Origin of the sequence: Bradyrhizobium sp. CCGB12, assembly GCF_024199845.1 — a bacterium.
Taxonomy (GTDB): Bacteria; Pseudomonadota; Alphaproteobacteria; order Rhizobiales; family Xanthobacteraceae; genus Bradyrhizobium.
The window spans coordinates 1,334,445-1,354,473 of the sequence record NZ_JANADO010000001.1 but is presented as its reverse complement, the minus strand read 5'-3'; the positions used below and the strand labels follow the sequence as shown (position 1 = coordinate 1,354,473).

Here is a 20,029-nt window from a genome sequence, read left to right as displayed (position 1 = left end):
AGGTGCAAACCGCGGCGGAGGTCCGCTCCCTCCCCCGCTTGCGGGGGAGGGTTGGGGAGAGGGTTTCTCCGCAACGGGACACTCCCCCAGAGGAAAGAACCCTCACCCGCGCCTTCGGCGCGACCTCTCCCGCAAGCGGGAGAGGTGAAAACGAATCAGCCCGCCAGCGCGCCGCGCACGGCGGCGATCACCCGCTCCTGGTCGGCTTCCGTCAGGTAGGCGTGCATCGGCAGGCTGATGACGTCCTGCGACAAGCTCTCGCAAGCGGGCAGGCCGCCTTCTGCGACCGGATACTGCTTGTAGGCGGTCTGCTGATGCATCGACTTGCCGTAATAGATCGCGGTCGGCACGCCCTGTGCCTTGAGCGCAGCGGCAAAGCCGTCGCGGTCGGTGCCCTTGGGCAAACGGATCGTATATTGCGCCCAGACCGAGGTGTTGCCAGGGCTGAGGCGCGGCACGGTGACCACATTGCCAAGCCCCCGTGCATAGCGCTCCGCGACCCTGTTGCGGGCGGCGATCTCGTCGTCAAAGATCTTCAGCTTCTCGATCAGGACCGCGGCCTGCATGGTGTCGAGCCGGCCGGTGAGGCCGAGGCGGACGTTGTCGTATTTGTCGACGCCCTGCCCGTGCACGCGGATGCTGCGCAGCGTTGCCGCGAGGTCGTCGTCGTCGGTGAAGATCGCGCCGCCGTCACCGAAGCAGCCGAGCGGTTTGGCCGGGAAGAAGCTGGTCGCAGTGGCGTGCCCGAGCGTGCCGAGCTTGCGGCCCTTGTAGCTCGCGCCAAACCCTTGCGCGGCGTCGTCGAGCACGAACAGGCCCTCGGCCTCCGCGATCTCGGCGATGGCGTCGTGATCGGCGGGCTGGCCGAACAGGTCGACCGGAATCACCGCGACCGGCTTCAGGCCGGCCTTGCGGGCGGTCGCGATGCCGCGCTTCAGCGACTCCGGGCTCATGTTGAAGGTGGCTTCGTCGACGTCGACATAAACCGGCGTCGCGCCGGTCCGCGCCACCGGCGAAGCGGTCGCGATGAAGGTGAAGGACGGACACAGCACGGCATCGCCGGGTCCGACATTCTTCGCCATCATCACCATCAGGATCGCGTCGGTGCCGCTGGCGCAGCCGATGACGTGCTTGGCGCCAGAATAGGCCGCAAGCTGCTTCTCGAGCTCGAAGACCTCGGGGCCGTTGACGAACTGGCAATGGTCGAGCACGCGCTTCACCGCCGCGTCGAGCGAGGCGCCGAGCCGGCGGCGCTGCGAGCCGACATCGATGAAGGGAATGGGATCGGAACGCAGATGCTGGTTCATGGTCTGGTTCTTGGCGCCTTCTTGAGTCGTCGACATGGAAAAGGATCAGCCGGCGACGCGGCGCGGGCCCTTGCGGGCAGCCGCCGTGGCGGCGGGCCGCGACGGCGTTTCGAGACACCGCGTCGCGATTTCGAGGCTGGCGACGCCTTCATCGCCCGTGACCGCCGGCGTCTCGCCGTTGCGCACGGCCTTGAGGAACGCGATCAGCTCGGCACGGAGCGGCTCGTCATGACCGACGGGCAGATGCCGCATCGAATAGCTGCCATCGGGCTTGAAGCCGAAGCATTCGGTGACTTGGCGCGTCAGGAGATCGCCCATCACGTATTTGCCGCGCGTCGCGACCGTGACGCTGCGCGCCTTGAACGGCGTCAGCCAGTTGGTGTTGATGTGGGCGAGCACGCCGTTCGCGGTGCGGAACTGCAAGAGCGCGATGTCCTCGCGCTCGGCGACCGCGCTCGACAATTGCGGCTGCACCTCGACGATGTCGGACTCGGTGAACCAGCGGATCAGGTCGATGTCGTGCACGGCGAGGTCGATGACGACGCCGACATTGGACATGCGCGGCGGGAACGGGCCGACGCGCGTGATCGCGATCGACAGGATGTCCTCGCCCGCAATCGCCTGCTTGACGGCGGCGACGGCCGGATTGAAGCGCTCGACGTGCCCGATCATCAGTGTGACGCCGGCCTTTTGCGCGGCGGCGACGATCTCGCGGCCCTCTTCGACCGTGGATGCGATCGGCTTCTCGACCAGCACGTGGACGTTCTTGGCGATGCAGGCGAGCGCGATCTCGTGATGCAGATGGGTCGGCGCCGCAATGGTGACGGCATCGACGCCTTCGGCGAGAAGCTGGTCGAGCGTCTCAAACCCCTGGCAGCTCGCAAGCTCGGTGGTGCGCGTCCGGTGCGCCGGCGAGGGATCGACGATGCCGACCAGGCTGACGCCGGGAAGACCCGCGAGCACGCGCGCATGGTTGCTGCCCATCACGCCCGCGCCAATGACGCCGACGCGCAGGCCGGCCTTTGCCGGTGCAGACCCTTTGGAACTCATCTGATGGAACCCCGATTCAACCCAAATCCCCGGTGCTCTCCTAGCACGGACGCCACATTTGTGGCGAATGCGGAGCTAGTAACCCGGACACGATTTGATTCAAAAAGTTACACGTTCCCCGGGCCTTAAGCCGAAAAAGATACCGCACTTCCGGCCCGGGTCGCGTGATTCGGAGTTCGCTGGTTACGACCTTTGGTAGTCGTCTTCAATCCGGATAATGTCGTCTTCCCCGAGATAGCTTCCAGTCTGGACCTCGATCAGTTCCAGCATGATCTTGCCGGGGTTCTCCATCCGGTGAACGGCGCCCATCGGAATGTAGATCGACTCGTTCTCGTGCACCGCTTTCACGGTCTCGTTGACGGTCACCTGTGCCGTGCCCCGCACCACGATCCAGTGCTCGGCACGATGGTGATGCTTCTGAAGCGACAGCCGTCCGCCGGGCTTCACCACGATGCGCTTGACCTGGTGGCGCTCGCCGTTATCGACGGACTGATAGCTGCCCCAGGGCCGGTGCACCTTGAGATGCTCCTCGGTGACCTTGGGTGCGACCGCCTTCAGCTTGGTCACGAGACGCTTCAGCCCGTTGGCATCCTTCTGGCGCGAGACCAGCACCGCATCTGCGGTGGCGACCACGACGAGATCGTCGACGCCTTCGAGCGCAACCAGCGCGGAATCGGTGGTGACGTTGCAGTTGCGGGAGTCTTCGAACACCGCGGTGCCGTGTGACGCGTTGCCTTGCGCATCCTTCTCCGACAACTCCCACACCGCGAGCCAGGAGCCGACGTCGGACCAGCCGCAGGACACCGGCACGACGGCGGCGCGCGAGGTCTTTTCCATCACGGCATAGTCGATCGAGATCGCCTTCGCCGCGCCGAAGGCCTGCGGCTCCAGCGTGACGAAGCCGAGATCGCGGCCGGCATTGTTGACCGCATTGGCGATCGCCTCCACGCTGGCCGCATCGACCCTGCGGTATTCGTCGAGCAGGACCGCGGCCGGGAACATGAAGTTGCCGCTGTTCCAGAGATAGCCCGAATTGACGTAGTCGGATGCCTTCACCGCGTCCGGCTTCTCGACGAAGCGGGCGACCGCGTGCACCTCGCCGGTGATCGCCTCGCCCGGGTTGATATAGCCGTATTCGGTCGCGGGCCGCTCCGGCTTGACGCCGAAGGTGACGATGCGTCCGGCATTCGCGGCCGCAAGGCCTTCGCGGCACGCGGCGACGAAGGCGGCATTGTCCCGCACCACGTGGTCGGCGGCGAGCGCGAGCACGATCGCCTCATTGGCGCGGTTCTGCGCGAACACCGCGCCGGCGGCGATCGCAGGTCCGGAATCGCGACGCATCGGCTCGAGGAGCACGTCGGCCTCGACACCGATCTCGGCGAGCTGCTCCAGCACCATGAAGCGATAGGACGCATTGGTGATGACGATCGGCCGGTCGAACAGCGAGGGATCGGAGACGCGCAGCAGCGTGTCCTGGAAGGTGGAGCGCGTGCCGAACAACGGCAGGAATTGCTTGGGGCGTACCTCGCGCGAAGCCGGCCACAGGCGCGTGCCGGCACCGCCGCACATGATCAGGGGGATAATGCGTTTGTCCATCGTCATCTCAAACCTTGAAGTAGTCCCGATACCAGGTGACAAAGTTACGGACCCCATGCTCGATCGGCGTTGACGGAGCAAAGCCGGTATCGCGCATCAGGTCCTCGACATCCGCGAACGTTTCCAACACGTCTCCCGGCTGCATCGGCAGCAATTCTTTGATCGCCGTCCGGCCCAGCTCCTGCTCCAGAAGTCCGACGACGTGCATCAGCTCTTCCGGGTGGTGATTGCCGACATTGTAGACCTTTGACGGCGCATTTGCGGCAGCCGGATCGTCCGCGGGAACAAGATCGATCAGCTTGGATACTACATGGGTCACGTCATCAATATAGGTGAAGTCGCGACGCATCCGGCCATGGTTAAAGAGCCGGATCGGCCTATCGGCCATGATGGCATCTGCAAAGAGAAACATGGCCATATCAGGCCGTCCCCACGGCCCGTAAATGGTAAAGAAGCGCAGGCCGGTGACCGGCAGACGGTAGAGATGGCTGTAGGACTGCGCCATCAGTTCGTTCGCCTTCTTGGTCGCGGCGTAGAGGCTCACCGGATGATCGGTGCGGTCCGCAACCGCAAATGGCAGTTTTGTGTTGGCGCCATAAACGGACGATGACGAGGCGTAGACGAGATGATGGCAGCCATTGTGGCGGCAGCCCTCGAGCACATTGAGAAAGCCCTGGAGATTGGAATCGGCGTAAGCGTGCGGTTGCGCGATCGAGTAGCGCACGCCGGCCTGGGCCGCGAGATGCACGACCTCTGTAAAACGATGTCGCGCAAACAGCGCCGCGATGGTCTCGCGGTCGGCGAGGTCGGCCTCGACGAAGGAAAAGGGGGATTCGTTCCGCAGCAGCGCAAGCCGCGCCCGCTTCAGCGCCGGATCGTAATAGGTGTTGAGATTGTCGAGCCCGACGACGGACCGGCCTTCGCTCAGCAGTTGCCGGGCGACGTGGAAGCCGATGAAGCCGGCAGCGCCCGTGACCAAAATCGCCTGATCCGTCATCCTGTTCCCAAGGGATACCCCGCCCGCAGCGCCTGTTTAGCCGCGGCGTTGCCGGGGTCGCAATAGCCCAGCGCTCGTAATGAGGCCCTTTCATAACGGCATTCATAACGGCATTCATAACGGCTATTGCAAGATCGGCGCCAAAACCATACCAAAGCGGCCGAATTCGGCGCCTCGCGTCGGGTTGCCTCCAATCTTCGCAAACCCTGTATACGGGCGAGATGCGCCGAATCCTGCTTTCTGCGGCCAAGATCCTGATTTCCGCGGCGCTGCTCTATCTGGCGCTGCGTAAGGTGGACCTGTCCGAACTGTTTTCGCGCTTCACGGTGACCAGCCTGGTCTGGATCGGCGTGGCAATCGCGGTCACGTTCCTGCAAATCTTCGTCGGCGTGCTGCGCTGGCGCGAGATCAGCGCCGAATGCGGCGCGCCGCTCGAGCTCCGCCGCGCCATGCGCTACAACGTGATCGGCGCCTTTTTCAACCAGACGCTGCCGTCCGCGATCGGCGGCGACGCGGTCCGGCTGTGGTTGGTCGCGCGCGCCGGCGCCGGCTGGCGCGCCGCCACCTACTCGATCTTCGTCGATCGCGCGATCGGCCTCATTGCGCTCGCGGTCCTCATCGTCGCGAGCCTGCCCTGGAGCTACAGCCTCATCACCGATCCGCACGGGCGCTCGGCGCTGCTGCTCGTCGACCTCGCGGCGCTCGCGGGCGGCGTCGGCTTCCTGATCTTCGGCGCGCTGAAATGGCGCTGGCTGAAGACCTGGTGGGGGACGCATCACATCCACGCCTGTGCCGTGATCGCCAACCGCGTGATCTTCAGCCGCTCCCGTGGCCCGATCATCGCGATCCTGTCGATCCTCGTTCACGTGCTCGCCGTCGTCATCGCCTGGTGCGTGGTGCAGTCGATCGCGGCACCGATCGGCTTCGGCCAGATATTCCTGCTCGTCCCGCCGGTGATGCTGATCACCTTGATGCCGATCTCGATCGCGGGCTGGGGCGTGCGTGAAGCCACGATGGGCCTGGCATTCGGCTTCGCGGGGCTAGCCGCGAACGAGGGCGTCAACATCTCGCTGCTGTTCGGCGCCGTGTACTTCATTGTCGGCGCGATCGGCGGCCTGGTCTGGATCCTCAGCGCCGAGAAAGCCGCGCAAGGATCGGCCCCGCTCGGAGTGCCGGAGTGACGATTTTCGCCGCAGGTGCGGACCTTGCGGCCGGACTGGTGCTGTTCGCGCTCGCGCCAGCCGTGCTGGCTGCACTGATCTCCGCCTGCATCACCTGGCTGAGCATGCCGCTGCTGCAACGTTATGCGCTGGCGCGGCCGAATGCGCGGTCCTCGCATCGCATTCCGACGCCACAGGGCGCGGGTATCGCAGTCGTCGCAGCGACCCTGCTGGTCGCTGCACCCTGGGCCGCCTGGGCGCATGGCGCGATTCCCCTGCCCTTGATCGGCTCCGCCGTGCTGATCGCTCTGGTCGGGCTTGTCGATGACATCCGGCCCCTGCCAGTCGTCGTACGGCTCCTGCTGCAAGCTGCTGCCGTGATCACCATCGTCTACGCGGCACCGGAGACGCTGCGGATCGTGCCCGCCCTGCCGCTCGCCCTTGAACGTGTCCTCATCGTCATCGCCGGCGTCTGGTTCGTGAACCTCGTCAATTTCATGGACGGTCTCGACCTGATGACGGTGTCCGAAGTGGTGCCGACGACCGCCGCGCTCGGACTGCTCGGATGGTTCGGCAACCTGTCTGCGTCCACGAGCCTGCTCGCGACGGCCCTGTGCGGCGCCATACTCGGCTTCGCGCCGTTCAACAGGCCGGTCGCAAGAGTGTTCCTCGGCGATGTCGGCAGCCTGCCGATCGGCCTTCTGCTCGGCTGGTGCCTGCTGGAGCTCGCCTGGCACGGGCAACCCGTCGCGGCGCTGCTGCTGCCCGGCTATTATCTCGCGGATTCCACCATCACGCTGTTTCGCCGCATCGCGCGCCGTGAACAGTTCTGGTCGGCGCATCGCTCGCATTTCTATCAGCGTGCGACCGACAACGGGTTCACGGTCCCGCAGGTAACAGGCGAAGTGTTCGCGCTCAATCTCGTGCTGGCCCTGCTCGCCATCGTCACCGTTCGCGCCGGATCGATGGCGATCACGCTCCTCGCCCTGCTCGCAGGCGCGATCGCGGTCGCTTGCGTGCTGCGGCGCTTCGCCCGCCCTCAACTCTCCTGAGCCGACAGCGCGAGCCGCAGCCCCTCGTCGAGCGAGACCTGCGGCTGCCAGCCGGTCGCAATCGCCTTCGAGATGTCGAGCTCGAGCGAGCCAATCAGGCTGTCACGCGTATCCTGCCGGCCGGTTACGCGGAGGAGCGTGCCGAGCAGGGTCGGCGATATGCCGAACAGCCGCGGGCTCTTGCCGGATGCTCTCGCCAGGCGCTCGATGAATTCGGGTGTCGAGACCTGCTCCCGGTCGGCCACCAGGAAGGTCTCGAAATTGCTCGCGGGGTCGGGATGGCTGAGCCGGTGCAGGATGAACGACGACAGGTTCTGCACGGCGAGGAAGGCGCGGTGATTGCGGATCGCGGCGAAGGGCAGCGGCAGCCCCCGGTCCACCGCGCGCGTGAGCAGCGCGAAATTGCCCTTGGCACCCGCACCATAGACCAGCGGTGGCCTGATCACGGAGATATTCATGTCCTTGTCCCGCGCCAGCGTCCTCAGGCCGTCCTCGGCCGCGGCCTTGGACATGCCGTACAGGCCGCGCGGCGTCAGGACGTCGTCCTCGCTGAACGGTGCGCGTCCCTCATTGCTGCGGCCATGCACGAGAACGGTACTGACGAAGATGAACTGGCGCACGCCGGCCGCCGCTGCACAGCGCGCCAAATGCAGCGTGCCGGCGATATTGACGTTGCGGTAGATCTCGTCCGCATGCTCCTCGTGCTTGTGATGCACGCGCGCGGCGAGATGGACGACGGCGTCGACACCGTCGAGCGCTTCCCGCCAATCGGTCTCCGGACCGATCGTTTCGATCACAACCTCGTCGTCGACGCCATCAGGGCTGCGGACCGCACGGCGGACCGACCAGCCCTCGCGTGCCAGCGCGGGGGCGACGTGACGGCCGACGAAGCCGCTCGCTCCCGTCACCAGCACGACTGGTTTCTTCTCGCTCATCGTTGCTCCGCAAGGTCCGGGTTGCGCAACAATTCGTCGATCAGGCCGGCATAGGCGTTCATCGCAATGGTCCGGTCGAAGCGCGATGCCGCCTGCACCGCGCGCTCCGCCATCGCGCCGCTATCGGAACGGGACGCCGCGCGGATCACCTCAGCGAGCCGGTCGGCGCGGCCCGGCGTCACGACCCAACCGAGCCCGTTCTCGACCACCGTCAACGCGGCCTCGGCCTCCGGCTCGGAGACCAGCACCACGGGACGGCCGACCGCCAGCAGATTGTAGAACCGGCTCGGCACCGACACCCCTGCAACGTCCTTCCGGTACGGAATGATCCAGAGATTGGCTGACGCCAGAAACGCCTCGAGCTCGGAATCCGCAACGCGCGCCACGAAGGAGACATTCGGCAGGTTCGCCTCAGCCTGCAACTGCTTCAGCCGCTCGAAACCGATGCCCCAGCCCGACAGCAGGAAGTGAATGTCGGCCTCGTCCTTCAGGAGGCGCGCCGCCTCGAACACGATCTCGGGATCATGGGTGAAGCCGAGATTGCCTGATAGTCCGACGATGAAGCGCGCTGGCGTAGCCTTGCGGAACCGATTGTCCGGTAACAGCGGGCGCGCCCCAGGCACCAGCGTCGCCCAGTTCGGGATGAAGCGGATCTTGTTGCGCCTCATGCCGGAATAGCTCAGCAGCGGGCGCTCGGCATCGCGGCCGATGGTGATGACGGCATTGAGCGCGCGAAACATCAGGCTGTTGGCGGCGCGCATCGTCCGCGTCACGAACGAGCCGGGCTTGAGCAGGCCCGCCATCACCAGCACGTCGGGGAAGAGGTCGTGCATGATCAGCGCCGACCGCGCGCCCTTGACCCTAGCCGCCGCGGCGACCGCGTAAGGCAGCGTGAAGGGCGCGGTAACGGTGAGCACGACATCGCCTGCCTTAAGCTCGCGGACCAGCGCGAAGAACGTGCGCGCCGCGAACCGCAGCTCGGACAGGCCGCGCCGCACCAGCGCCGCCTTGCCCGCCATCCGGTTCTTGATGGCGACGACGCGCGGCTTGCCCGGGCCGGTCTGCACGGCCGGCAGCGCGCCTTGCGAGCCCGACAACACGACGACCTCGTGGTCCTCGGCGAGACGACAGGCGATCTCCGCCATGATCGCCGCCGTCGTGCTCGGGTCAGGCGGGTAATGCTGGCTCGCGACGACGATCTTGCCCCGAGGTTGCATGGTCAGGCCGCGGTCGACCCGAACTCGGGAACGGCATCCTTCAGGATCGTCTTGATGGTGGCGCGATCGTCGCGCACGATCGCCTGTTCGAGCGCCGCAATCCATTTGCGCAGCGTCTGCATCGGCGGCTCGTTCGGCTGCGCGGCCATGATGCCGGCGACGCCGATCTCGCGGGTCGGCTCCTCGGAGGCGAACAGGATCTCGTGCAGGCGCTCGCCCGGCCGCATGCCGGTGAACACGATCTCGATGTCATAGCCGGGTTGCAGGCCGGACAGGCGGATCATGCGTTCGGCAAGATCGACGATCTTGACCGGCTGGCCCATGTTGAGCACGTACACAGAGACGTCCGAATGCGCACTGCCGAGCGCGTGGGTCGCCGCCGTGATGACGAGATCGCAGGCCTCGCGGATGGTCATGAAATAGCGGACCATGTCCGGATGCGTCACCGTCACGGGGCCGCCGGCCTCGATCTGCGCCTTGAACTTCGGCACCACCGAACCGTTCGAGGCCAGCACATTGCCGAACCGGACCGAGATCAGCCGCATCGGCGGTTTGGCGTCGCGCCCTCCGGTTGCGAGGTCGCGATCCAGCGCCTGGCAGTACATTTCCGCGAAGCGCTTGGTCAGGCCGAGCATCGACACCGGCTCGATCGCCTTGTCGGTCGAGATCATCACCATGGCCTCGGCCCCGGCGGCGTGCGCCGCATCCGCGACGTTGATGGAGCCGAAGATGTTGGTCTTGACGCCCTCGCTCCAGTCGCGCTCGAGGATCGGCACGTGCTTGAGCGCCGCGGCATGGAATACGATGTCCGGCTTGAACTCGGCCATCAGGCGCAGGATGCGCTCGCGGTCGCGGATGTCGGCGATGCGGCCCTCGATCTCGGCCGCCGTGCCTTGCGCGGCGAGCACTTCGGTGACGGCGTAGAGCGCCGGCTCGGAATTCTCCACAATCAGCAGACGCGCGGCGCCGAAGGCGACGACGCGCTCGCAGATCTCCGAACCGATCGAGCCGCCGCCGCCGGTGACGATCACCGCCTTGCCCCTGATCAGGGCTTCGAGACGCGCATAGTCGATCGTCTCGCTCGGCCGCAGCAGGAGGTCCTCGACCGCGACCGCCGTGAGCCGCGGCGTATCCCCGCTCTCGAGCGAGGGCATGCGGCTCACGATCACGCCTAATCTGCGCGCCCGCATCAGGACCGATTCCGGATGCGCCTCCGGCTCGAACGCCGATGGCGTCATCACGAGGCGCGCGATCTTCTTGTTGCGCTTGGCGAAGTCCGCGATGACGTCCTCGACGTCGTCTATGCCGCCCAGCACGGGCACGTTGCGGATGAACTGGCCGCGGTCGGAGCCCGACGGCGACAGCAGGCCGACCGGCCAGATGCGCTTGATCGCCCCGCTCTCGATCCCGCGCAGCAGCACCTCTGCATCGGCGGCGCGGCCGATCAGCAGGGTCGGCGCAGCATCATCGGTCCTCGCATGCCGCCGCACCCGCGTATAACGGAAATAGCGGTAGGCCATACGCGCTGCGCTGAGGAAGGAGATTTCGAGGAACCAGTAGAGGACGATCGTCACCTTGCCGAGAAAGAAGGCACCGCGGACGTTGGGCGCGACGAAGATGTAGTCAAGCACGAGAAGCGCGACCGTCAGCACCGTCGCGACGCGAATGATGTTCAGCGCGTCCGGCAGCGAGATGAAGCGCCATTTCGTCGTGGTCAGGTTGAAGACGAAAAACACGACCACGCTGAAGGCGAGGAAATAGGGCAGGATCTGGAACAGCAGCGGCAGGCGATCGAAGAAGCCGTCGCCGCCCTCGAATCGCAGATAGAAGGCGGCGAACAGCGCCGCCGTGGTCGCCAGCAGGTCGTGGAGCGCGATCAGGAAATTGCGCAAGGTGAGATGCGAAAGACGCGTCATCCGCCGACCGATGAAAATCCAGTTAGATACAACCTGTTCGCGCTGATAGCCCATCTCGGCAAGACATGCCAGTCAAGGCTTGGCAGTCAGGGCTTGCCAGTCAGGGCGTGCCGGTCAGCGCTTGCCGGCCGTTGGCGGTTCAGGAACCGGCTTCCCCGCCTTCGCCTCCGTCCGCTGCGCCCGGATCACCATGCCGCCGGCAACGCCGACGCCGAGGACGTACATCCAGCTCTCGTGGAAGTCGAACAAATGGGAGTTGAACAGCGAGGTGAAGACGTTCTGCACCACCACCAGGAGCCCGATCCAGTCGGCAAGCCCGTCGCCGCGAAACAACAACAGATGCAGGATCCAGATCGCGTAGAGGACGGCGACGCCGATGACGCCCCATTGCACGGCGACGTTCAGCGTCTGGTTATGCGGATTGCCGATCACCTCGGCGGACGCCTGGTAGCGCCCACCGGGAGTCGCGACGCGCTCGAACAAGCCGCGCGTCGAGCCCGTGCCGTGCCCCACGATCGGCGCCTCCGCGAAGAAGCCAAGCGATTTCCGCCAGAATTCGAGCCGCAGACCCAGCGAAGTCGGCTCGCCCCTTTCCGCATAGCGCGTATAGTCGTCGGTAAATTTCTCGGCGGTCTGGCGCAAATGCGGCGAGGTCTGCCAGGCGAGAACGGCGCCGGCAAGCAGAGCGGCGGCGACGATCGCAATGCTGCGCCATCTGAGATGAAGCAGCGCGAACACGCCGAACATGATCGGAATGGTGACGAGCGCGGTGCGCGACACCACCACGAAGGCCATGTTGACGAAGAAGCTGAGCGCCAGCGCCGTGAGCAGCCCGGCGAACCAGTACCGCTTCTCGCGCAGCAGCTTCACGATCGGATAGGCGAGCGCGACCGCACACAGCGTGAATTCCTGGCTCTGGTCGATGTAGTTCTTGACGAAGATGCCGCGTTCGGGCGGATCGGTCTTGAGCGCGAGGTTGGGATAGAAGGCGACCAGCCACGACATCACCGACAACAGCGCGCAGGACACCAGGAAGGCGATGATCACCCAATGCGCGCGCTGCGAGCGCTCGAAATGATAGAGCAGGACGGGCAGCACGAGCAGCTTGACGGTCGGATTGACCGCATAGAAGCGCGCGCCCCAGGACGCGTCCGACCACAGCGTCCCCACCAGCGCGAGGACGACCAGCGCGATCGGCGCAACGCAGATCGGACGCTTGAGCGATTGCAGGAACGCGCGGACGTCGAGAAACGGCACCATGCAGAGCAGCAGCAGCGCGTTGAAGATCCCCGCGAGCGACGTCGACCACGGCAGCGAAGCCGCGGTCAGGACCGCAAATATGTCGACCGCCTCGCGCCAGGCCGCCGGGCTGCGCAGGCGCCGAAGCAGCATCTGGCCGGCCATCTGGCGGGCGAGCGCGGTCACTGACCCCCTCCCCGCGCGCGATGCACCAGCGCGGTGGTGCTGAAGCCCTGGAGAATGTCGACCAGCACGACCGTCCCGCCCGCGGCCTCGACGACCTCGTGACCGACGACCTGCTCGCGGGTGTAGTCGCCGCCCTTCACCAGCACGCCGGGCTTGATCCTGGTGATCAGCTCGATCGGCGTGTCCTCTTCGAAGATGACGACGAGATCGACGGCCTCCAGCGCAGCCAGCACCTCGGCACGCGCGCGCTCGTCCTGGACCGGGCGATCGGCACCCTTGAGGCGCCGCACCGAGGCGTCGCTGTTGAGACCCACGATCAGGCGGTCGCAGGCGGCACGCGCCGCGGTCAACACCTTGACGTGGCCGGGATGGAGGATGTCGAAACAGCCGTTGGTGAAGCCGACCCGCAGGTCCTGTTTCCTCCATTCCGCAAGCTGCGCGTCGAGCGTATCAGGCTCGAGCACGATTTTCTCCTCGGCGGCGAGATAGGCATGCGGCAGGATCTTTCGCCGCAGTTCGGCCGCGTTCACGCTGGCGGTGCCCTGCTTGCCGACGGCGACGGCGGCGGCCGCATTGGCCATGCGCAGCGCCGTGTCCCAGTCGGCGCCCGCTGCGAGCGACACCGCAAGCGCGGCGGCGACGGTGTCGCCGGCGCCGGAGACGTCGCGCACCTTCACCGGGAAGGCCGGCACATGGACGGCCTCGCCGCTGCGCGGCACCAGCGTCATGCCGTGCTCGCCGAGCGTGACCAGGATCGCCTCGCAATCGGCGAGCCGCATCACGTCCTCGCTGGCATCGACGATGCTCTGCGTGGTGTCGGCGCGGCTCCGCGTCGCTTCCGAAAATTCCTTGCGGTTGGGCGTGAGCAGCGTCGCGCCGCGATAGATCGCCCAGTTCAGGCTCTTGGGATCGACGATGACGGGCTTGCCGAGCTTTCGCGCGGCATCGATGGTGTGGCGGGTCACGCGTGCGGTCAAAACGCCCTTGGCGTAGTCGGACAGCAGCACGATGTCGGCGCGCGCGATCTGCGGCAGGATCGCCTCGATCAGCTTCGTCTCGGTCGCATCGGAGGCCGGCAGCGCCTGCTCCCAATCCGCACGCAGCATGTGCGTGGAAAAATGCTCGGAGACGAAGCGGACTTTTCGCGTGGTCGGGCGCGAGGGGTCGCACACCAGAACGCTGTCGATGCCGGCGTGCTCCGCCAGCGCGGAGGCGAGGCGCCTGCCCGGATCGTCCTCGCCGACGAGGCCAACGAAGATGCAGCGCGCACCGAGGGCGGCGACGTTGCGTGCGACGTTGCCGGCGCCGCCGATATGGATCTCGCTGCGCTGGGCCGAGATCACCGGCGCGGGCGCTTCCGGCGAGATCCGCGACACCTCGCCATAGACGAACTCGTCCAGCATGATGTCGCCGATGCACAGCACCGTGCGGCCTGAGATGGCGTGTGCGAGGGCATCGAAATCGAGAATGGGCGTCGGCATGGTCAAGAGGCCTCAGCGGAAGCGGTCGAGCCGGTCGAGATAATCGCCGACATAGGCCTTGACCGCATCCTCGAGCGTCGTGAAGCCGCCGTTATAGCCGGCGCGATGGAGGCGATCGACCTTGCTCTGGGTAAAGTATTGATAGCTGTTGCGGATGGTCTCGGGCATGTCGATGTATTCGATGTTGGGCCTGGCACCGAGCGCGGCGTAGGCTGCCAGCATCAGGTCCTTGAAGCTGCGCGCCTTGCCGGTGCCGACATTGAAGAGGCCGGAGACCGACGGCGTCGCGAGCAGCCACATGACGACGCGCACGACGTCGTCGACATAGATGAAATCGCGACGCTGGTCGCCGTCTTCGATGCCGTCGCGGTGCGACTTGAACAGCTGCACGACGCGGCCCGCCCTCGCGTCGTCGAAGCGACGCGCCAGCACGCTCATCATCGAGCCCTTGTGGTATTCGTTGGGGCCGAACACGTTGAAGAATTTCAGCCCGGCCCATTGCGGCGGGAGCCGATCACCGCGCGCGACACGGTCGGCGACCGCGAGATCGAACAGGTGCTTGCTCCAGCCGTAGAGATTCATCGGCCGCAGCTTCTTCAGCGCCGGCAGCGAGGCGTCGTCGTCAAAACCTGTCTCGCCATCGCCATAGGTCGCCGCCGACGAGGCATAGATGAACGGCACCGCATTCACCGTGCACCAATCCAGGAGGCGCATCGACAGGCGGAAATTGGTCTCGATCACGAGATCGCCGTCGGTCGCGGTGGTCTCGGAAATCGCCCCGAGATGGATCACGGCATCGAGCTTGCGGCCCTTCAGCCAGTCGAGCAGCTCGGCCGGAGGGACGATATCCACAAGCTGGCGCTTGGCGAGGTTGCGCCACTTGCCGTCGGAGCCGAGGAAGTCGCAGACCACGACGTCGCTGCGACCGGCCTCGTTGAGCGCGGCGACGACATTCGATCCGATAAAACCGGCCCCGCCGGTCACCAGCAACATTCCGAAATCCCTGCCCAATTTTTTGCGGCCCGACACCTGCCGTAGCGCATCGTCTGCGAAAGTGTAAGCGTTTTGGGATCGACTCTCTGCCGGCTTTACCTGCCGGCCCGGAGCGGCTAACCGAACCGCCACATCAGTTTTCTTCGGCCCTATTAACGAATGAATCAAGATTCGCAATTTAGTGGACGTGCAGACCGGAACGATACGCGCCCGATCCTGATCATTCCCTACATGTGGATCGGCGATTTCGTCCGGAATCACACCGTCGCGCGGGTGCTGAAGGAGCGCTGGCCGAATCGGCCGGTCGATCTCCTGACCACCTCGCTGTGCGCCCCGCTGGTCGATTACATGCCTGGCGTCCGCAATGGGATCGTCTGGGACCTGCCGCGCGGCCGGCTCGCCATTGGCCGCCAGTTCAGCCTGGCGAAGCTCCTGCGCGAGCGGAACTACGGCACTGCCCTGGTGCTGCCCCGGACCTGGAAGGCGGCTATCGCGCCTGCGCTGGCCGGGATCCCCGACCGGGTCGGCTTTGTCGGCGAATTCCGCTTCGGCCTCATCAACCGCTGGCGCTGGGGCGAGAAGAAGCTGCCACGCTTCATCGACAAGAACGCCGCCCTCGCCCAGCCCGACGGCGCGCCCCTTCCGGCGGAATGGCCGGTGCCGCAACTCCGCGTCCCCGCAGAGGACATCGTGCGCTGGCGGCAGGCCAATGGGCTCAGCGCCGGCGCGGCCGTGGCGCTGGCCCCCGGCTCCGTCGGCGTATCCAAGCGCTGGACCTCCTATCCCGAGGCCGCCCGGCTCCTGGTCGAGCGCGGACTGGAGGTCTGGGTGGTCGGCGGCCCCGCGGAAAAGGGCCTCGCCCGGGAAATCGTCGCCGCCGGCGGCCCGGGCGTACGCGACCTCACGGGCAACGATCTGCGCAACGGCGTACTCGCCATGGCCGCGGCCGGCGTCGCCATCTCCAACGATTCCGGCCTGATGCACATCGCAGCCGCGCTGGGCACGCCCACCATGGGCATCTTCGGCCCGACCAGTCCCTATCTCTGGGCGCCCCTCAACGGCCTTGCTGCGACCGTGGTCCAGGACAAGAGCATCCTGTCCTGCCAGCCCTGCCAGAGCACGATCTGCAAGATGAACGACCACCGCTGCATGCGCGATATCGCGGCAAGCGAGGTGGTGGCGATTGCGCAGCGGGTGCTCGGAGCTTGAACTCATTGACGCTATGGGTACGCGGCCTGGCCGGCCAACTGGCAACGAATCCAGCAGCAGGTCTTTCCATCCGCCTGCTTTAGTCAGTGACGTTGTCAGTTCATTCGCGGAGTAAAAGCAGCGTCGCTGCCGCTTGCGAACGCTGAACCAAAGTAACGTCGACAAAGACGAATCTTCATCGAGATTCGAACAGAGGTTTAGCTCCTCAAACGTCGCTCGATACATGCCTCTTGGACAGTTTACTCAACGATGGAGGTAGCCCATGCCGATCGTTCAATTCACTCGCTTCAAGACCGACAAACCCGAGGAAATGGTCAAGATCGTCAGGCAGGCGAAGAAAATCTTTGAGAAACACGGCGCCGAATTTCTTCGGCTCTCCCGCTTCCACACTGGCCAGTGGGCAGGAGAGTTGCTGGTTTCGACGCGCTACTCCAATTGGGAAGTTTACGGCAAAGTGCAGGAAGCCGTGGCAAACGACCCGGAGTTCGCACAGTTACAGGCTGACGGAATGAAGATTGCCCAGCTACAGGGCCGCAACATCGCCGTTAGCATTGATCTCTAGCCGGGGCGCCGCCCCGCAAACCACGTCAAGCGCGAAGGCCGCCGGACATATGAGGCGGCCTTTCCAGTTCTGACAGATCGCACTCATCATCGCGCTACGCTTTGCCTCAAGCAGACGAGTGTTCCGCAGAGCTTATTGACTTAGATCAACCAAAGGTTCGCCAATTCGCCGCACCCAAATACTGCTCGAAACCGATACGAAGGGCCACGTCTCGCTGCGACCCCATCGGTGTTGAAGAGGTTGATATAGCGGTATTGACCATTTGGTCGGAGAGTTTCATGAGGACCATTCCTTTGGTGACGTTGGTACTTCTCGCGACGCAATCTGCCTCGATTCAGGCTGCGGATTTGAACGGGGCTTGGACAATCGACGCCTCAGCCTGTGGCCAAATATTCACCAAAGAGAACAACAGGCTTGCCTTCAAGAAAGATGCTGATCTCCACGCGGGCGGTTTAATCATCCAGGGAAAGCAAGCAACCGGCACATTTGAAAAATGCACGGTCAAATCGCTGCATGATGACGGGCCGAATATGCGAATAATCGCGTCGTGCTCGGACGGCGTCTCGATTTCAGACCTGGCATTCGACCTGACATTCTCCGGAGAGAATAATATCACACTCAGCTCCAAGGGGCCGGTGCCAATGCAAATGCCGTATGTGCGCTGCCCAATGTGAAGTCGACCGCGACGGCTTGAAGGGACCTGGATGGATGGTCCCGGTATCACGGCCTGAGACCGTCGGGGCTGCGCCAATGATGACATCGTGCCGGTGTTTTGCCCGACGCGTCAACCGGATTTCGCAAAATCCGCAATACAGATGGCATGTCCGCCAAGCCCTTGATTCAGCTAGCTCCGGCTACTGTGCATGGGGTTGTTTCGCGACTTTTTGTTGCGGCCGGTGACTCCGGCAGCTCAGAGCAGCGGACGGTAGACCTCGCCGATCCGCGCCGCTTCGGCATCGAGACTGAACTGGGCGAGCACGCGTGCCCGCCCCCGCGCGCCCATCGCGGTGGCAGAAGAAACGTCTTGCATCAACGGCTCAACCGCCGCAGCGAGCGCGTCGGCATCACCCGCCGGAATCAGCACGCCGCTCACGCCATCCTCGACCACGAGCTCAGCCGCGCCAGCACGTGCGGCGACGAGAGCGCTGCCGGCCGCCATTGCCTCGATCAGCGTCAGGCCAAAACCTTCGTTGCGTGAGGTGAAGGCGTAGATCGTCAATCGTTGATACCAGCGCTGCACCGCTTCGATCGGCAACTCGCCGGTGATGACGATGCGCGATTGCAGGCCGGCGGCCTCGATGCGCTGCTTCAGGTCGCTCGCAAAGGGGGTTTGCTCGGGCGTGACCTGACCGACGATGACCGCGGTGAAATCGGGATGGCGCGGCAGCAGCCGGCACATCGCATCGACGAACACATCGGTGCCCTTCTGCGCGCGCACGCGGCCGAAGCAGCCGATCGCGTAGCGGCCCGGCAGCGCAGCTTCCGCGAACGCAGCAGCGCGATCGGCCGGCGGTGCGTAGACGTCGGTGTCGACGCCATGCGGGATCACCGTCGCCTTCACTTTCAGGAACGATGCCGAGATGTCGCTGGTTGCGATGATCGCATCCATGCGGCGGATCAGCCAGCGCGTGATCCAGCTGTGATGACGCTGCGCCGCCGAGGTGAACACGAGTTTCAGCGGCCAGCCGAGCGCGCGCAACGCGACGCCTGCGATCATCTCGTTGTTGCGCCGGGCATGCCAGATCAGCGGCGCCTTGCGGCGCCACAGTTTCAGGAAATCCGCAACGTCGAGGCGCGCGATCCCATCCGGCGCATCCGAGCCGAACCAGGCGGCGCGATACAGTCTTGCCAGTCGCGGCGCCACCATCCGGTTGGTCGCGGTGACCCCGGAATAGCGCCTGTGCAGATTTGGCACGATCACGTCGAGATCGCCGGGGAAATTCGCCACGTCATGCTCCGTTTCGCAAAGTCCCTATACGCAACATTAAGCATAGTGACCAGTTCAGCCGCGCCGATACCCCCTCTTCACCACGCGGACGCTAGTTTGCGCGTTGATCGAAGACGGGTGAGATCATGACTGTGCTTGTCACCGGCGGCGCCGGCTATATCGGAAGTCACACGGTCCTGGCGCTGGCGGAAGCCGGCGAGGACGTCGTCGTGATCGACGATCTCTCCACAGGTTTCTCCACCTATCTGCCGGAAGGCGTGCCGCTGTTCATCGGCGATGCCGGCGACGAGAACCTGCTCGAGGGCGTGATCGCGCAGCACGACATCGAAAGCATCATTCATTTCGCGGGCTCCGTGGTCGTGCCGGATTCGATGCGCGATCCGCTCGGCTACTACCGCAACAACTTCATGACCGCGCGCAATCTGCTCAACGTCGCGGTCAAACGCGGCATTGGCCGCTTCATCTTCTCATCGACCGCCGCCGTCTACGGCAATCCGGACCAGGTGCCCGTGCCCGAGCACGCCCCGACGCGGCCGCTGTCGCCTTACGGCTCGTCGAAGCTGATGACCGAGATCATGCTGCACGACGTCGCCGCCGCCTACGGCATGCAATACGTGACCTTGCGCTACTTCAACGTCGCCGGCGCCGATCCGCAGGCCCGCATCGGCCTTGCCACCGTCGGCGCCACGCATCTGCTCAAGATCGCGGTGGAAGCCGCCACCGGCCAGCGCGCCAAGATCGACGTGTTCGGCACCGACTATCCGACCCCGGACGGCAGCTGCATCCGCGACTTCATCCACGTCACCGACCTCTCGCAGGCGCATCGCTCGGCACTCGCCTATTTGCGCAATGGCGGCGCCTCGACGACGCTCAATTGCGGCTATGGCCGCGGCTATTCCGTGCTGGAGACCATCGACGCCGTGCGCCGGGTTTCGGGCCGCAGCTTCGCCGTGCAATACGCCCCGCGCCGGCCGGGCGACATCATGACCATGGTCGCCGACACCAGCCGCATCCGCGGCCTGCTCGACTGGAGGCCGCAATACGAGGACCTCGAGACCATCGCGGCCCACGCGCTGGCCTGGGAGGACAAGCTGTTCCGCGAGCGCCATGGCGAGCTCCGCCACGCCGCCTCGGCCTAGATTCCGCGCCTGCGCAAGCCCTTAATTGGGCTTGAAAAGCTT

At 65.2% G+C, this 20,029-nt stretch carries 18 protein-coding genes; 6 read left to right on the top strand and 12 right to left on the bottom strand.

What is annotated here, in order from left to right; all coding sequences use genetic code 11:
- Positions 1–155: 155 nt before the first annotated feature.
- The 4 genes from NLM27_RS06295 to NLM27_RS06280 all read right to left on the bottom strand — a co-directional run bounded on the left by NLM27_RS06295 (position 156) and on the right by NLM27_RS06280 (position 4,950).
- On the bottom strand, positions 156–1,343 hold the full coding sequence (locus tag NLM27_RS06295; RefSeq protein ID WP_254142530.1) for a DegT/DnrJ/EryC1/StrS aminotransferase family protein: 1,188 nt from the start codon (positions 1,341–1,343) through the stop codon (positions 156–158).
- Between the two features lie 9 nt (positions 1,344–1,352).
- Positions 1,353–2,357 (bottom strand): Gfo/Idh/MocA family protein, encoded by a 1,005-nt coding sequence (locus tag NLM27_RS06290; protein WP_254142529.1) that lies wholly within the window; start codon positions 2,355–2,357, stop codon positions 1,353–1,355.
- Between the two features lie 183 nt (positions 2,358–2,540).
- A complete protein-coding gene (locus tag NLM27_RS06285) occupies positions 2,541–3,953 on the bottom strand; it encodes a mannose-1-phosphate guanylyltransferase/mannose-6-phosphate isomerase (protein ID WP_254142528.1) in 1,413 nt (470 codons plus the stop codon).
- 7 nt (positions 3,954–3,960) lie between these two features.
- Positions 3,961–4,950: an SDR family NAD(P)-dependent oxidoreductase gene (locus tag NLM27_RS06280; RefSeq protein WP_254142527.1), complete on the bottom strand. Its 990-nt coding sequence runs from the start codon at positions 4,948–4,950 to the stop codon at positions 3,961–3,963.
- 221 nt (positions 4,951–5,171) lie between these two features.
- Here NLM27_RS06280 and NLM27_RS06275 point away from each other — a divergent pair, with 221 nt between their 5' ends.
- Positions 5,172–6,131: a lysylphosphatidylglycerol synthase transmembrane domain-containing protein gene (locus tag NLM27_RS06275; RefSeq protein WP_254142526.1), complete on the top strand. Its 960-nt coding sequence runs from the start codon at positions 5,172–5,174 to the stop codon at positions 6,129–6,131.
- On the top strand, positions 6,128–7,162 hold the full coding sequence (locus tag NLM27_RS06270) for a glycosyltransferase family 4 protein (protein WP_254142525.1): 1,035 nt from the start codon (positions 6,128–6,130) through the stop codon (positions 7,160–7,162). The genes NLM27_RS06275 and NLM27_RS06270 overlap by 4 nt, the downstream gene beginning before the upstream one ends.
- Here NLM27_RS06270 and NLM27_RS06265 read toward each other — a convergent pair.
- The 6 genes from NLM27_RS06265 to rfaD all read right to left on the bottom strand — a co-directional run bounded on the left by NLM27_RS06265 (position 7,150) and on the right by rfaD (position 15,129).
- Positions 7,150–8,097 carry an NAD-dependent epimerase/dehydratase family protein gene (locus NLM27_RS06265; RefSeq protein WP_254142524.1) on the bottom strand — a complete coding sequence of 316 codons (948 nt, stop codon included), beginning with the start codon at positions 8,095–8,097 and terminating at the stop codon, positions 7,150–7,152. The genes NLM27_RS06270 and NLM27_RS06265 overlap by 13 nt on opposite strands.
- Positions 8,094–9,314 carry a glycosyltransferase family 4 protein gene (locus NLM27_RS06260; RefSeq protein ID WP_254142523.1) on the bottom strand — a complete coding sequence of 407 codons (1,221 nt, stop codon included), beginning with the start codon at positions 9,312–9,314 and terminating at the stop codon, positions 8,094–8,096. The genes NLM27_RS06265 and NLM27_RS06260 overlap by 4 nt, the downstream gene beginning before the upstream one ends.
- A gap of 2 nt (positions 9,315–9,316) precedes the next feature.
- Positions 9,317–11,230 (bottom strand): SDR family NAD(P)-dependent oxidoreductase, encoded by a 1,914-nt coding sequence (locus NLM27_RS06255; protein WP_254142522.1) that lies wholly within the window; start codon positions 11,228–11,230, stop codon positions 9,317–9,319.
- Between the two features lie 114 nt (positions 11,231–11,344).
- On the bottom strand, positions 11,345–12,655 hold the full coding sequence (locus NLM27_RS06250; protein ID WP_254142521.1) for an O-antigen ligase: 1,311 nt from the start codon (positions 12,653–12,655) through the stop codon (positions 11,345–11,347).
- Positions 12,652–14,136, bottom strand: a complete 1,485-nt coding sequence (gene rfaE1 / locus NLM27_RS06245) for a D-glycero-beta-D-manno-heptose-7-phosphate kinase (RefSeq protein ID WP_254142520.1) — start codon at positions 14,134–14,136, stop codon at positions 12,652–12,654. The genes NLM27_RS06250 and rfaE1 overlap by 4 nt, the downstream gene beginning before the upstream one ends.
- A gap of 12 nt (positions 14,137–14,148) precedes the next feature.
- Positions 14,149–15,129: an ADP-glyceromanno-heptose 6-epimerase gene (gene rfaD, locus NLM27_RS06240; RefSeq protein ID WP_254142519.1), complete on the bottom strand. Its 981-nt coding sequence runs from the start codon at positions 15,127–15,129 to the stop codon at positions 14,149–14,151.
- 159 nt (positions 15,130–15,288) lie between these two features.
- On the opposite strand from rfaD, the gene waaF reads away from it, so the two are divergent.
- Together waaF and NLM27_RS06230 are read left to right on the top strand one after the other, a co-directional pair.
- Positions 15,289–16,338, top strand: a complete 1,050-nt coding sequence (gene waaF / locus NLM27_RS06235) for a lipopolysaccharide heptosyltransferase II (protein WP_254142518.1) — start codon at positions 15,289–15,291, stop codon at positions 16,336–16,338.
- Between the two features lie 262 nt (positions 16,339–16,600).
- Positions 16,601–16,900 carry a hypothetical protein gene (locus tag NLM27_RS06230; protein WP_254142517.1) on the top strand — a complete coding sequence of 100 codons (300 nt, stop codon included), beginning with the start codon at positions 16,601–16,603 and terminating at the stop codon, positions 16,898–16,900.
- Between the two features lie 145 nt (positions 16,901–17,045).
- On the opposite strand, the gene NLM27_RS43530 is transcribed toward NLM27_RS06230, so the two are convergent.
- On the bottom strand, positions 17,046–17,180 hold the full coding sequence (locus NLM27_RS43530) for a hypothetical protein (protein ID WP_256569938.1): 135 nt from the start codon (positions 17,178–17,180) through the stop codon (positions 17,046–17,048).
- Here NLM27_RS43530 and NLM27_RS06225 point away from each other — a divergent pair.
- Positions 17,179–17,574, top strand: a complete 396-nt coding sequence (locus tag NLM27_RS06225) for a hypothetical protein (RefSeq protein WP_254142516.1) — start codon at positions 17,179–17,181, stop codon at positions 17,572–17,574. The genes NLM27_RS43530 and NLM27_RS06225 overlap by 2 nt on opposite strands.
- 236 nt (positions 17,575–17,810) lie before the next feature.
- On the opposite strand, the gene NLM27_RS06220 is transcribed toward NLM27_RS06225, so the two are convergent.
- Positions 17,811–18,848, bottom strand: coding sequence for a glycosyltransferase family 4 protein (locus NLM27_RS06220; RefSeq protein WP_254142515.1), 1,038 nt, complete (start codon positions 18,846–18,848; stop codon positions 17,811–17,813).
- A 125-nt stretch (positions 18,849–18,973) separates the two neighbouring features.
- On the opposite strand from NLM27_RS06220, the gene galE reads away from it, so the two are divergent.
- Entirely contained in the window at positions 18,974–19,987 is a 1,014-nt protein-coding gene (gene galE / locus NLM27_RS06215) for a UDP-glucose 4-epimerase GalE (RefSeq protein WP_254142514.1), read from the top strand.
- Positions 19,988–20,029: the final 42 nt, after the last annotated feature.